Source organism: Pseudomonas sp. AN-B15 (assembly GCF_019056475.1).
GTDB classification, from domain to species: domain Bacteria; phylum Pseudomonadota; class Gammaproteobacteria; order Pseudomonadales; family Pseudomonadaceae; genus Aquipseudomonas; species Aquipseudomonas parakoreensis.
The window spans coordinates 5,575,237-5,588,901 of sequence record NZ_CP049737.1 but is presented as its reverse complement, the minus strand read 5'-3'; the positions used below and the strand labels follow the sequence as shown (position 1 = coordinate 5,588,901).

The following is a 13,665-nucleotide window of genomic DNA, read 5'->3' as shown; positions in this document are numbered from 1 at the left end:
AAACACCGAAGCCGTCCACGGGGGACGGCCTGGTGACAGGACCTGTTTCAGCTCACGCGCTTACCACTTGTAGGTGGCGCTGGCGACGACGCTGCGCTGGTCGCCGTAGTAGCAATAGAAGCCGTCGCAGGTGGAGATGTAGTCCTTGTCGAACAGGTTGGTGGCATTGACCGCCACCGATGCACCTTTGAGGCTGTTGTCCAGGCGACCGAGATCGTAATGCACGGAGGCATCGAACACGGTGTAAGCATCGGCCTTGCCCAGCCAAGTGTTGCCCTGATCGCCGTAGGTGTTGCCGGTATAACGCACGCCACCGCCGATACCGAAGCCGTCGAGCACGCCGTTGTGCCAGGTGTAATCGGTCCACAGCGAGGCCTGCTGGTTCGGCATCAGCTGCAGGCGGTTGCCTTTGTAGTCGCCTTTCTGCACTTCGGACTTGGCCAGGGTGTAGGCGGCGATCACTTTCAGGTTATCGGTGACGTCCGAGGTCGCCTCCAGTTCCAGGCCTTTGACTTTCACTTCGCCGGTCTGGCTGGTGATCGGGGTGTTGCCGACGGTGGTGGTGACTGCGACGTTTTTCTGCGTCAGGTCATACACGGCGGCGGTCAGCAGGGTCTTGCTGCCCGGTGGCTGGTACTTGACGCCCATTTCCCACTGCTTGCCTTCGGTCGGCTTCAGCGAACCGGTGGAGGAGGCGTCGGCGCCGGTGGTGGGCTGGAAGGATTCGGCGTAGGAAATGTACGGGACGAAGCCCGAATCGAACACGTAGCTGAGCGCTGCGTTACCGCTGAAGTTCTTGTCGCGCTGGGTGTTGGTCGCGTCGGCCTTGTTGAAGAATTTGGTGCCGGTGTGGACCCAGTCTTCACGACCGCCCAGCGTCAGGCGCCATTGGTCGAGGGCCATCTGGTCCTGCACGTAGAGGCCGGTCTGGTAGGTCTTCTGGTCGTAGTCGTAATACGCCGTCGAGCGATCCGGACGAACGATGGGCTGGCCGTAGATCGGCTTCAGCACATTGGTTTTCAGGCCGTCACCGTAGATCGACAGGTAGTTGGTGTTGCTGCGCTGGTGATCCAGCCCCAACAGTACGGTGTGGCGAATGTCACCGGTGGCGAAGTCGGCCTGGAAGTTGTTGTCCACCGCGAACTGGCTGATGTCTTCGTCAACGCTGGTGCTGGTGCGCCCGACGTTGCCTTGATCGTCCACCAGGGTGTACGGATAAGAACCGACAGTCAGGGCCTGGAACGACAGATCCGACTTGGTGTAACGCAGGTTCTGCTTGAACTGCCAGACATCGTTCAGCCGGTGTTCAAACGCATAGCCGAGCGCGTAGTAAGTGCGGTCGTAATATTCCCAATCCGGGTCGCCGAGGTTTTTGTGGTGCGAGACGCTACCGAACGGCATGTCGATCTTGGTGCCCTGCACCGGCAGGAACTGGCTGGTAATGCCGGTATCGTCGCGGGTGAACTGGCTCAGCAGGGTGAACCTGGTGTCGTCGTCAATATTCCAGGTCAGGCTCGGCGCGATGTTGTAGCGCTTGTTTTCGATGTGATCGATCTGCGTGTCGCTGTCGCGCACCACCCCACTGATGCCGTAGAGAAACTGGCCGGCATCGTCGATCTTGCCGGTGCTGGCGAAGTTGATCTGGCGGTGGTTGTCGCTGCCGTACTGCAGCTGGATTTCGCTGCTGGCGTCGCTGCTCGGGCGCCGGCTGACCATGTCCAGCAGGCCGCCCGGTGGGGTCTGGCCGTAGACGGAGGAGGCCGGGCCGCGCAACAGGGCGAGGCGATCGAGGTTCCAGGTTTCCTGTTTCGGGTTGGCGTACACGCCTTTTGGCAGTGGCAGCCCATCGAGGAACTGGGTCGGCTCGAAGCCACGCACGCGCAGCCAGTCGGCGCGGGTGTCGCTGCCGTAGCTGCTGGCGGTGATGCCCGGCATATAACGCACGGCGTCATCGAGGCTGTGCACGCTGCGGTCGTCCATTTGCTGACGGGTGGCGACCGAGATCGAGCGCGGTGCTTCGACCAGCGCGGTGTCGGTCTTGGTACCGGCGGCGGTGCGGGTGGCGGTGTAGCCCTCGACCGGGCCCCAGGCCGTTTCCAGGTTTTCCACGCCGATCACGGCAGTTTCCGGCAGCGCCAGTGTCCCTTCAGGCACGGCTACCAGGCTGTAGGTGCCAGTGCTGCTTTGTTCCAGTTGCAGACCGGTGCCTTGCAGCGCCACGCGCAGAGCGCCGGCGGCGTCGTATTGTCCGTTGACCGGCGACGAGGTCTTGCCCGCCGCCAGCGACGGATTGAGCGACAGCGCGAGGCCACCCTGGCTGGCGATCTGGTTCAGCGTGGTCGACAGCGGCGCCGCCGGCAGGTTGTAGGCACGCACGCTGGAGGCCTGTTCAGCAGCGAGCAACGGGCTGCTGAGCAGCGGCGCGCTGAAGGCAATGGCGATGGCCAGCAGACTGGGGCGCAACAAGGTGTCTAGCGAACGGGACATGCGAAGGCTCCTGAATGGAAATATTTCTCAATTGCCTGTGTGCCGGACGAGAATTGAAAAGTGATAGGGCTGGATGAAAATAATGTCGATTAACTGGGAGTGGGGCAGCCGATTCGCGTGGCAACATTGGTTTTGTGCAGTTGCGGGCGGCCCCATCGCTGGCAAGCCAGCTCCCACAGGTTCAGCGCAGCTCACAGAATTGATATTCACCATCGATCTCTGTGGGAGCTGGCTTGCCAGCGATGGCGGCCGCTCGGGCACCAGATAAATCAGGGCTTTGTATCTGCTTTGGCCACCGTGACCCAATACGGCGTGTGCTGCTCGATCTGCACCGGCAGGGTCGGCAGCAGGGCGCTCAAGGCCTTGTCGGTGTCGTGCAGCGGGAAACTGCCGGTGATGCGCAGGTCAGCGACTTCCGGCGCCACGTCCAGATGCCCGCGCCGGTAGCGTCCAAGCTCACGCACCAGATCTTCCAATCGAGCGTTGTCCACCACCAGCATGCCGCGGGTCCAGGCATCGGCGCCGGGCGTAAGCGCCGCGACCGCGTCGAGGCCGTTATTGCGGATCAGTACTTGCTGGCCTTCGCGCAGGATCTGTTCTTCAGGATGGCTTTGCGGATGCGCCGCCACCGCCGATTGCAGGACGCTCAGACGCGTGCCTTGGTCTTCACGCTTGACCAGAAACCGTGTCCCCAATGCGCGCATGCTGCCTTCGCGGGTTTCGACGATGAACGGCCGCGCATCACCGTGACCGGTCTCGACCAAGATCTCGCCTTCCTGCAATACGATCAGCCGCTGCCTGGCATCGAAGCGCACATCCACCGCGCTGTGGGTGTTGAGATTGAGCACGGTGCCATCGGCCAGGCGTACCGTGCGCTGTTCGCCGGTGGCGGTGCGTTGATCGGCAAGCCAGTAATCCAGCGGCAAATACTGATCACCGGCAAACAGCGCCAGACCGATCACCGCCACCACGCTGGCCAATCCGCTGCCGAGCATGCGCACGCGCCGCCGAATGCCTTCGCGCGATTGCAGTAACGCAGCGCGAGCCGGGCCGTTGGCGACGTTGAAGCGCTGATCGAGCATGCCCAGTTGGCGCCAGGCGCGGGCGTGTTCTTCATGGGCCGCATGCCATTTGGCGAACTCCTCGCGCTCCAGCGGACTGCCGGAATCCAGCGACAATTGCCAGGCAATCGCCGCGTCCAGCACCTGGGCCGAGACCGGTTTGGAGCTGGCCGGATTCATGTCGGCTCACCGTAGAGGGCGATGTAGCACTGGCGAATGCCTTGCGCGAGGTATTGCCGCACGCGGGGCACCGAGACGCCGAGCTTCGCGGCGATTTCGGCGTGGCCGAGGCCGTCGAGGCGGTTATACAGGAAAGCGGCGCGGGCCTTGGTCGAGAGTTTGCCGAGCAGTCGGTCGATGGCCTTGAGGTCTTCCAGGATCAACTGCTGTTCCTCCACCGAAGGTTGTTCGCCTTCGGGGATCAGCATCAATTCGGCGAGATAGGCCTGTTCCAGCGCGGCGCGGCGGAAGTAGTCGAACAACAGGCCCTTGGCGATCGCCACCAGAAACGCTCGGGGTTCGCGCGGGGTCAGCAGTTGATCGCGACCGAGCAGGCGCACGAAGGTGTCCTGGCTCAGGTCTTCGGCCCGTTGCGGGCACGCCACATTGCGCCGTAGCCAGCTCAGCAGCCAACCGCGATGGTCGCGATACAACGCACCGACGAGTTCACTGTGAGGGCTTGGGACTGACGACACCAGACGCACCGATTGGGAAATGTTAACCAACGAGAATTGTTCGCGATTCTCGCAGAGGTGGGAATGGTTAGCAATTGGCCACTGGTCAGATGAGGTTAATGGTAAGCCCTGTAGGAGCTGCCGCAGGCTGCGATCTTTTGATCTTGTTTTTAAAAGCAAGATCAAAAGATCGCAGCCTGCGGCAGCTCCTACAGGGGATGTGGTTCGGCCGAAAATCTAGAAGGAGGGCGCCTGCTGACGGCGTTTCCATTGACTCAAACGCTGCTGCAAATTCAACGGACTATGAATCTGCTGCTGCCGCGCCCGGCTGAACAGGATCAACGCCAGCTCCGCCGTGGCCAGCGCATCGGCACTCGCGTTGTGCCGCTCGAACACCTCAAGTTTGAACCAGTCGATCCATTCATCCAGCCCGGCCTCGCGAATACTCGCCTGCGGGCACAACAACGGCGCCATGTCCGCGACATCCAGAAACACGTTCTGCAGCTTGTAGCCCAAGTGCTCCTTCAGGGCGCGTCCGAGCATGTGCTGATCGAAGGGCGCATGAAACGCCAGCACCGGGCTGTCGCCGATAAACTCCATGAGCTCCAGCAGCGCTTCGGCCGGGTCGCTGCCGGCGGCAATCGCGTTCGGCCCCAGGCCATGAATCAACACACTGGGGCTGAGCTTCAGCTCCCGGCATTGCAGGGTGCGTTCGAACTGCTGGCTGAAGTCGATTGCGCCGTCCTCGATGACCACTGCACCGATCGACAACACGCGATCCTTGTTCAGGTTCAGCCCGGTGGTTTCCAGATCGAGCACCACCCAGCGCTGCTCGCGCAGGCTGCATTCTTTCAGTTCGCCAATGGTCGGCAGTTTTGCCAGGCGCTGTTGCAGGTCTGCCGACAGCAGTGGGCTGGCCGGCCGCAGCCACGAAAACAGGCTCATAGCTGATACCGCAAGGCCAGGCTGCTTTGCAGGCGCTGCGCCTGGCGCAGCGATTCACGCAGGATGCGCCGGTCCAGATGATTGAGGCTGTCCGGGTCGACGCGGTTGGACCAGGGCAGATTTTCACGGGTCTGGATCTGATGCTGCTGCATGCGCGTCTGTTGGATGAAGTGGTAGGCCTCTTCATACGCCGCGCCGTCGAGCCGTTCGATGACTTGTTTTTCGACCAGCTGACGCAAGCGTTCGAGGGTGTTGTTGGTTTCGATGCCATGGGCCAGCGCCAACAGGCGCGCGCCATCGACGAAGGGCGTCAGGCCCTGGACCTTGAGGTCGAGGGTGGCTTTCTCGCCGTTTTTGCGCGCCAGCACAAACTCGCGGAAACGCCCCACGGGCGGGCGATTGCGTAGCGCGTTCTCGGCCATCATGCGCTGGAACAAACGGTTGTCGCCGACCTGCTCGAGAATCCCGCGGCGCAGTTGCGCACAGCCTTTCTCGTCACCCCAGACCACCCGCAGGTCGAAATAGATGCTCGAACCGAGCAGGTTCTCCGGCGTCGCCTCGCGAATGAACGCTGCAAAGCGTCGCGCCCATTCTGCCCGGGACAGGCACAGCTCGGGGTTGCCGGCCATGATGTTGCCCTTGCACAGGCTGAAGCCGCACTGCGCCAGACTCTGGTTGATCTGCTGGGCGATTGGCAGCAGCTTGCCGCGAATTTCCGCCGCCTGCGCCGCGTCCCTCGCTTCGAAGAGAATGCCGTTGTCCTGATCGGTGTGCAGCGTCTGTTCGCGCCGGCCCTCGCTGCCGAAGCACAACCAACTGAACGGCACGCCGGGGTCGCCTTTTTCGGCGAGGGTCAGTTCGATCACCCGGCACACGGTGTGGTCGTTGAGCAGGGTGATGATGTGAGTGATCTGCGTCGAAGACGCACCGTGAGCCAGCATGCGTTCGACCAGTTGGCCGATCTCGCCGCGCAGGCTCACCAGTTGCTCGATGCGCTGGGCGCTGCGGATGGTCCGGGCCAGATGCACCAGATCGACCCGTTGCAGCGAGAACAGATCGCGCTCGGAGACCACGCCACACAAGCGCTGATCCTTGACCAGACAGACGTGGGCGATGTGCCGTTCGGTCATGGCGATCGCCGCGTCGAAGGCGCTGTGATCCGGCGACAGAAAGAACGGCGAGCAGGTCATGTGGCGCTCGATGGCTTCGCTGAAATCACCGCTGCCATTGGCGACCACCTCGCGCAGATCGCGCAGGGTGAAGATCCCCAGCGGCGCCTTGTGTTTATCCACCGCAACGATGCTGCCGACTTGTTGCTCGTGCATCAGCTTCACTGCTTCGCGCAGTGGCGTGTCGGGGCTGCAGGTCACCGGATGGCGCATCGCCAATTCGCCGAGGCGGGTGTTGAGCGAATACTGGGTTCCGAGGGTTTCCACGGCTTTCTGCTGGACTTGCTGGTTGACCTGATCGAGCAGGCTGCTGACCCCGCGCAGGGCGAAATCGCGGAAGCTGCCGGACAGGGCAAACAGTTTGATGAACGCCGGTTTGTTCAGCTGCAGGCAGAAGGTGTCTTCGCCGGCCAGGTGTTCGGTACGGGTTGCCCGTTCGCCAATCAGTGCGGCCAACGGGAAGCATTCTCCGGTGGTGATCTCGAAAGTGGTTTCGGTACCGGGCCGGGTGATGTGCTGACGCTCGCCGATCACGCGGCCCTGTTTGACGATGTAGAAATATTCGACCGGCCCGTCGGCAGGTTTGATGATGCTTTCGCCCTGGCCATAGAAGCGCAGTTGACATTGCTCCACCAGAAAAGCCAGGTGGGCGTGTTCCATCTGATTGAAAGGCGGGAAGCGCTGGAGGAATTGCAGGGTGCCCTGAATGTTCTGCAACACCGCGGTTTTCCCTGCCTGGGTGAAGGCGTCCGCTTTACTCATAACCATTACCGCAGTCTTTTTTGAATTGTTGTTGTCGGATCGATGCAGTCATGGTCGGCCCCTGCGTGCAGGGTGCCCATTGGACGTAAGTCTAGGTTGGGGTTGCCGTTCGGCACATTTGGGAAGAGCCCTACAAAAACAGTCGGAAATTCTCGCGTCAGCCTCTTGGAAAAAAATCCGACGAAGTGCACATTGAAGCTGTGCTTAGCGATGTCTGACGACTGTGCCAGGTGACTGAATTGAAAACGTAGAGAGTGCCATGTCCGACCACGATATTTTGAGCGACGCCGAGCGTGAAGCGCTCAGCGCTGTCATGCTCGAACCCGACTTGCCGCCGCAACGTGTACTGATCGTCGATGACGACAAGGACGCCCGGGAGCTGTTGTCGGAGATTCTCGCGTTGGAAGGCATTCGTTGCATGACCGCGGCCAGTGGCGAAACCGCGCTGAAGATGCTCGACGAAAAACCTTCGATCGGGCTGGTGATCACTGATTTGCGCATGGGCAATGTTGGTGGGCTGGATTTGATTCGGCAGGTGCGTGAGTCGGAGCGGGCGGCGTTGCCGATCATCATTGTTTCCGGCGATGCCGATGTGAAAGACGCCATTGCCGCGATGCACCTGAGCGTGGTGGATTTTCTGCTCAAGCCGTTTGATACGGCCCAGTTGCTGGGCCTGGTCAAACACGAATTGGGCATCGAGCCCTGACTTTTTGCAGATCAAAAGATCGCAGCCTTCGGTAGCTCCTACAGGTGATCTCATGTAGGAGCTGCCGAAGGCTGCGATCTTTTGATTCTGCTTTCCAAAGAAAAAGCCCTGATCTCTCGACCAGGGCTTTTTCACATCAGCGCAAAGTTACAGGCCGTTGGCCTTCTTGAACTCGCGACGACGACGGTGCAGGACCGGCTCGGTGTAGCCGTTCGGCTGTTTGGTGCCTTCGATCACCAGTTCCACCGCCGCCTGGAAGGCGATGTTGCTGTCGAAGTCCGGTGCCAGCGGACGGTACAGCGGGTCGTTGGCGTTCTGCCGGTCAACCACCGGCGCCATGCGCTTGAGGCTTTCCATCACTTGCGCCTCGGTGACGATACCGTGGCGCAGCCAGTTGGCGATGTGCTGGCTGGAGATGCGCAGCGTCGCACGGTCTTCCATCAGGCCCACGTCGTTGATGTCCGGCACTTTCGAGCAACCCACGCCCTGGTCGATCCAGCGCACCACGTAACCGAGAATGCCCTGGGCGTTGTTGTCCAGTTCGTTCTTGATTTGTTCCGGCGTCCAGCTCGGGTTGACCGCCAGCGGAATGGTCAGGATGTCGTCCACCGAAGCGCGGGCACGTTTGGCCAGTTCGGCCTGACGAGCGAACACGTCAACCTTGTGATAATGCAGCGCGTGCAGTGCAGCGGCGGTCGGCGACGGTACCCAGGCCGTGTTGGCGCCGGCCAGCGGGTGAGCGATTTTCTGTTCGAGCATTGCCGCCATCAGGTCGGGCATCGCCCACATGCCTTTCCCGATTTGCGCGCGACCTTGCAGGCCGGTGCTCAGACCGATATCGACGTTCCAGTTCTCGTAGGCGCCGATCCACTTCTCGGCCTTCATGTCGGCCTTGCGCACCATCGGGCCGGCTTCCATCGAGGTGTGGATTTCGTCACCGGTGCGGTCGAGGAAGCCGGTGTTGATGAACACCACGCGCTCGCTGGCAGCCTTGATGCAGGCCTTGAGGTTGACCGTGGTACGGCGCTCCTCGTCCATGATCCCGACTTTCAGGGTGTTGCGGGCAAGGCCCAGCACGTCTTCGATGCGACCGAACAGCTCGTTGGTGAACGCCGCTTCTTCCGGGCCGTGCATCTTCGGTTTAACGATGTAGACCGAGCCGGTGCGAGTGTTCTTGCGCGAGGTGTTGCCGTTGAGGTTGTGCATCGCTGCCAGACACGTCACCAGACCGTCGAGAATGCCTTCCGGCACTTCGTTGCCGTGCTTGTCGAGGATCGCATCGATGGTCATCAGGTGACCGACGTTACGCACGAACAACAGCGAGCGCCCGTGCAGGGTCAGTTCACTGCCATCGACCTTGGTGTAGGTGCGATCCGGGTTCATGGTGCGGGTGAAGGTCTGGCCGCCCTTGGCGACTTCTTCGGACAGGTCGCCCTTCATCAGGCCGAGCCAGTTGCGGTAGATCACCACTTTGTCGTCGGCATCGACGGCAGCCACGGAGTCTTCGCAGTCCATGATGGTGGTCAGTGCCGCTTCCATCAGGATGTCTTTGACGCCGGCGGCGTCGGTCTGGCCGACCGGGGTGCTGGCGTCGATCTGGATTTCGAAATGCAGACCGTGGTTTTTCAGCAGGATCGCGATCGGGGCATTGGCATCGCCCTGAAAACCGATCAGCTGAGCATCGTCGCGCAGGCCGGTGTTGCTGCCGCCCTTTAGGGAGACCAGCAGTTTGCCGTCAGCGATCTTGTAACCGGTGGAGTCGGCGTGGGAGCCGGCAGCCAGTGGCGCCGCTTCGTCGAGGAACGCACGGGCGAAGGCGATGACTTTGTCGCCACGCACCTTGTTGTAGCCTTTGCCCTTTTCCGCGCCACCGTCTTCGCTGATCGCGTCGGTGCCATACAGGGCGTCGTACAGCGAACCCCAGCGGGCGTTCGAGGCATTGAGGGCGAAGCGGGCGTTCATCACCGGCACCACGAGTTGCGGGCCGGCGGTGCGGGCGATTTCATCATCGACGTTTTGCGTCGTTGCCTGGAAATCAGCCGCTTCTGGCAGCAGATAACCGATTTCTTGCAGGAAGGCTTTGTAGGCCACGGCGTCGTGCGCCTGGCCGGCGTGTTCCTGATGCCAGGCATCAAGACGAGCCTGGAAGTCATCGCGTTTGGCGAGTAGGGCTTTGTTCTTCGGCGCCAGGTCATGAATGACCTTGTCGGCACCTTCCCAGAATTTTTCGGCGGTGAGGCCGGTACCGGGAATGGCTTCGTTGTTCACGAAGTCGAACAGGACTTTGGCGACCTGCAGGCCACCGACTTGAACGTGTTCAGTCATTGCTTGCCTCACTCTGCTCAGCTATTTCGCTTTTCAGCTCTTCAATTTAACAATGAAGCCTCTGGCCATTTAAACCACAAACCTTCCGACCAGTACATGCCATTGCTGGCGGCTGGGCTGGGACCAATCAACGGCTTGGGGGCCTTGCTGACGGGGCTTTCAGGATTGCGAACGTGCCTTGGGCAGACATCGATCCAGCGTTATGTAGTGCGCGCTGCGGCATACTACATGATGAGTTGCGCTTGTGAAAATCAGACTAATTACGTCGTTCTGCGACCTCATGACGCATTGCGGTCACGTCGCGGAACGGGATGTTCTCAAAAAACCAGCAGATTGTTCCAGTTAAATATAAAAAGTTGTACACATAAATGCTTTCTGCCTGCTATGGCATCCCCCTGTGGTGCGCACTTCTGTAGTGAGGGGATTTATCCCCGATGGGTGGCGAAGCCGCCCCCTGCGCGCTGACAGGTAGACCGAGCTGACAGGGGTTTACGGCTGCTGCGCAACCGATCGGGGATAAATCCCCTCGCCACAGGTTGCATCCAAAACCAGGACACAGGTCTGCTGCCTGGGCTGAATCAAACCCTTGCCTATACTTGCCTTTCTATAACAAAAGTCATGAAAAGAGGGGCTGCGCCATGGACCATCTCGTACTCACTGTGTTTGCTCCGGACAAGCCCGGGCAGGTCGAGCGCATCGCCCAATGCATCGCCGAGCATGGCGGTAACTGGCTGGAAAGCCGCATGTCACGGATGGCCGGGCAGTTCGCCGGGATTCTGCGGGTGGGCGTGCCGGCGGAGGCTTACGACGAATTAGTCGATTCCCTACAAGCACTGTCGGCACAGGGCATTCGCGTGCTGATTGCCGAGAGCGGCATCGAGCAGTCTTGTACCTGGAAACCGATCGCCATGGAGCTGGTGGGCAACGACCGTCCGGGCATCGTGCGCGACATCACCCGTTTGCTCAGCGAGCAGGGGGTGAACCTCGAACGGCTGGTGACCGAAGTGCGCCCGGCACCGATGAGCAGCGAGCCGTTATTCCACGCTGAAGCAATTCTCGCGGTGCCGCTGACCCTGTCGCTGGACGTACTGCAATCGCGCCTGGAAACCCTGGCCGATGATCTGATGGTCGAACTGGTGTTACGCACTGACGTTTAAGCGCCGCTGGGGTTATCCAGTTTTAACGTGCACCTGCCTGTGGATAACCTGTAGAGACCGGGCGCAACGCCACGCCGGCTGTGGCTTGCCGGGAACTTATCAAAAAACCGCCAGCATTCAGTGACTTGCGCACAAACGGCGGGGATCACGCTGTGGATAACCTTGGGAAGGAACGTTGCAGACCACGAGAATCGTGGTCTGCGAAGGTTTGTGCGTTTTTTGATCAGCTGCGCCGGCGCAAACTGATCACCGCATCGACGCTATAAACGGCCAGACCGGCCCAGATAAAGATGAACGCGATCAGCGTGCTCGACGACAAATGTTCGCCGAACAGCAGCACTGCCTGCAGCAGCACCAGGGTTGGTGCCAGGTATTGCAGGAAGCCGATGGTGGTGTAAGGCAAGTGGCGCGTGGCAGCGTTGAAGCACACCAGCGGCACCAGCGTCACCGGGCCGGCGGCTACCAGCCACCAGGCTTGCGAGGTGGTCCAGAACTCCGGTTGCGCGCTAGTCGCGGTCTGGTTGAACAACAGCCAGGCAATGGCGATCGGCACCAGCATCCAGGTTTCCACTACCAGCCCCGGCAAGGCTTTGACCGGCGCCTGTTTGCGGATCAAACCGTAAAAGCCAAAGGTCAGCGCCAGCACCAGCGACACCCACGGCAGACTGCCGACCTGCCACACCTGCTGCGCCACGCCGATGGCCGCCAGCCCCACGGCGATCCACTGCATGCGCCGCAGGCGTTCGCCGAGAATCAGCATCCCCAGCAGCACGTTGACCAGCGGGTTGATGTAGTAACCGAGACTCGCTTCGAGCATGCGTCCGTTGTTCACCGACCACACGTAGGTCAGCCAGTTGGCTGCGATCAAGGTACCGCTCAGCGCCAGAATCGCCAGGCGTTTGGGGTTGTCGAGCAATTCGCGCAACCAGCCCGGATGCTTCCACACCATCAGCAACAGGGCGCCGAACAGCGCCGACCACAGCACGCGGTGAATGATGATCTCGACAGCGGGGACTTCGGCGATGGCTTTGAAGTAGATCGGGAACAGGCCCCAGATGATGTAGGCACTCAGGCCCAGAATGTACCCGCGACGCGGGTTGGCGGCTTGCATGCAGAATCCTTGCTTAGGCAGCTAACAAAGGAGGGATTGTAAGGAGGTTGTATAGATGTGTCGTGTCAGAAAGCGAAAAGATCGCAGCCTTCGGCAGCTCCTGCAGGGGAATGCGATCCATGTAGGAGCTGCCGAAGGCTGCGATCTTTTGATATTGAATTCAGAACAATTTCAAAGGTTCTTCGTTGAGCGCCGACAGTTGCTCCCGCAGCGCCAACACCTGATCGCCCCAATACCGTTCGGTGCCGAACCAAGGAAAGCTGTGCGGAAACGCCGGGTCGTCCCAGCGCCGCGCCAGCCACGCGCTGTAGTGCATCAGCCGCAGGGCGCGCAGCGGTTCGATCAGCGCCAGTTCGCGCGGATCGAAGTCGTGGAATTCGTTGTAGCCATCCATCAGTTCCGAGAGCTGGCCGAGGCATTCCTGACGATCGCCCGCCAGCATCATCCAGATGTCCTGCACGGCCGGGCCCATGCGGCAGTCGTCGAGGTCGACGATGTGGAACATTTCATCGCGGCACATCATGTTGCCGGGGTGACAGTCGCCGTGCATGCGGATGTTCTGGTGCGGCGTGGCGGCGTAGACGTCTTCGACACGCTTGAGCAAGTCGCGGGCCACGGACTCGTAGGCTGGCAGGAGGCTCTTGGGGATGAAGTTGCCTTCAAGCAATGTTGCCAGCGAGGCGTGGCCGAAGTTCTGCACGGCGAGGGCTTCACGGTGTTCGAACGGCTTGGTGGCGCCGACCGCATGAATGCGCCCGAGCAACTGGCCGAGGCGATACAACTGATCGAGATTGCCCGGCTCCGGCGCACGGCCGCCGCGACGGGGGAACAGGGTGAAACGGAAACCGGCATGCTCGTGCAGGGTTTCACCGTTGTGGATCAGCGGCGCCACCACCGGGATTTCGACGTCGGCCAGTTCGAAGGTGAACTGGTGTTCTTCGAGGATGGCGTCATTGGTCCAGCGCTGCGGGCGATAGAACTTGGCGATCAGCGGTTCGGAGTCTTCGATGCCTACCTGATAGACGCGGTTCTCATAGCTGTTGAGCGCGAGAATGCGCGCATCGCTGAGGAAACCGATGCTTTCGACGGCATCGAGCACGAGATCGGGTGTAAGGGTTTCAAACGGGTGGGCCATGCTGACTCCTGCGCGCAGCAGGCTGCCGCGTCCGGCCCAGCATGGTAGCGCAGATGGCAGGGGGGGAGTGGGTTGGTGTCTGGGAGGACGCTATCGCTGGCAAGCCAGCTCCCACAAAGTCTTGCACTATTTT

At 60.9% G+C, this 13,665-nt stretch carries 10 protein-coding genes; 2 read left to right on the top strand and 8 right to left on the bottom strand.

Features of this window, described 5'->3' with window-relative positions; genetic code table 11:
• Positions 1–60: 60 nt before the first annotated feature.
• The 5 genes from GTQ41_RS25355 to GTQ41_RS25335 form a co-directional block, all read right to left on the bottom strand.
• The gene (locus tag GTQ41_RS25355; RefSeq protein WP_047297050.1) at positions 61–2,487 is read right to left on the bottom strand and encodes a TonB-dependent siderophore receptor; all 2,427 of its coding nucleotides are present in this window, start codon (positions 2,485–2,487) and stop codon (positions 61–63) included.
• Positions 2,488–2,756: 269 nt separating this feature from the next.
• Positions 2,757–3,728 (bottom strand): FecR domain-containing protein, encoded by a 972-nt coding sequence (locus tag GTQ41_RS25350; RefSeq protein ID WP_047297049.1) that lies wholly within the window; start codon positions 3,726–3,728, stop codon positions 2,757–2,759.
• The gene (locus GTQ41_RS25345) at positions 3,725–4,243 is read right to left on the bottom strand and encodes an RNA polymerase sigma factor (protein WP_047297143.1); all 519 of its coding nucleotides are present in this window, start codon (positions 4,241–4,243) and stop codon (positions 3,725–3,727) included. Before GTQ41_RS25345 ends, GTQ41_RS25350 begins: the two co-directional genes overlap by 4 nt.
• 216 nt (positions 4,244–4,459) lie before the next feature.
• Positions 4,460–5,167 carry a PolC-type DNA polymerase III gene (locus tag GTQ41_RS25340; protein ID WP_047297043.1) on the bottom strand — a complete coding sequence of 236 codons (708 nt, stop codon included), beginning with the start codon at positions 5,165–5,167 and terminating at the stop codon, positions 4,460–4,462.
• Positions 5,164–7,098 (bottom strand): putative nucleotidyltransferase substrate binding domain-containing protein, encoded by a 1,935-nt coding sequence (locus tag GTQ41_RS25335; RefSeq protein ID WP_302183183.1) that lies wholly within the window; start codon positions 7,096–7,098, stop codon positions 5,164–5,166. Before GTQ41_RS25335 ends, GTQ41_RS25340 begins: the two co-directional genes overlap by 4 nt.
• 259 nt (positions 7,099–7,357) lie before the next feature.
• Here GTQ41_RS25335 and GTQ41_RS25330 point away from each other — a divergent pair, with 259 nt between their 5' ends.
• A complete protein-coding gene (locus GTQ41_RS25330; RefSeq protein ID WP_047297039.1) occupies positions 7,358–7,804 on the top strand; it encodes a response regulator in 447 nt (148 codons plus the stop codon).
• Between the two features lie 147 nt (positions 7,805–7,951).
• Here GTQ41_RS25330 and GTQ41_RS25325 read toward each other — a convergent pair whose 3' ends face one another.
• A complete protein-coding gene (locus tag GTQ41_RS25325; RefSeq protein WP_047297037.1) occupies positions 7,952–10,129 on the bottom strand; it encodes a malate synthase G in 2,178 nt (725 codons plus the stop codon).
• Between the two features lie 638 nt (positions 10,130–10,767).
• On the opposite strand from GTQ41_RS25325, the gene GTQ41_RS25320 reads away from it, so the two are divergent.
• Positions 10,768–11,286 carry a glycine cleavage system protein R gene (locus GTQ41_RS25320; protein WP_007966538.1) on the top strand — a complete coding sequence of 173 codons (519 nt, stop codon included), beginning with the start codon at positions 10,768–10,770 and terminating at the stop codon, positions 11,284–11,286.
• Positions 11,287–11,509: 223 nt separating this feature from the next.
• Here GTQ41_RS25320 and rarD read toward each other — a convergent pair whose 3' ends face one another.
• Both rarD and GTQ41_RS25310 read right to left on the bottom strand, forming a co-directional pair.
• On the bottom strand, positions 11,510–12,397 hold the full coding sequence (rarD, locus tag GTQ41_RS25315; protein ID WP_041069958.1) for an EamA family transporter RarD: 888 nt from the start codon (positions 12,395–12,397) through the stop codon (positions 11,510–11,512).
• A 160-nt stretch (positions 12,398–12,557) separates the two neighbouring features.
• On the bottom strand, positions 12,558–13,532 hold the full coding sequence (locus tag GTQ41_RS25310; protein ID WP_047297034.1) for a serine/threonine protein kinase: 975 nt from the start codon (positions 13,530–13,532) through the stop codon (positions 12,558–12,560).
• Positions 13,533–13,665 lie beyond the last annotated feature (133 nt).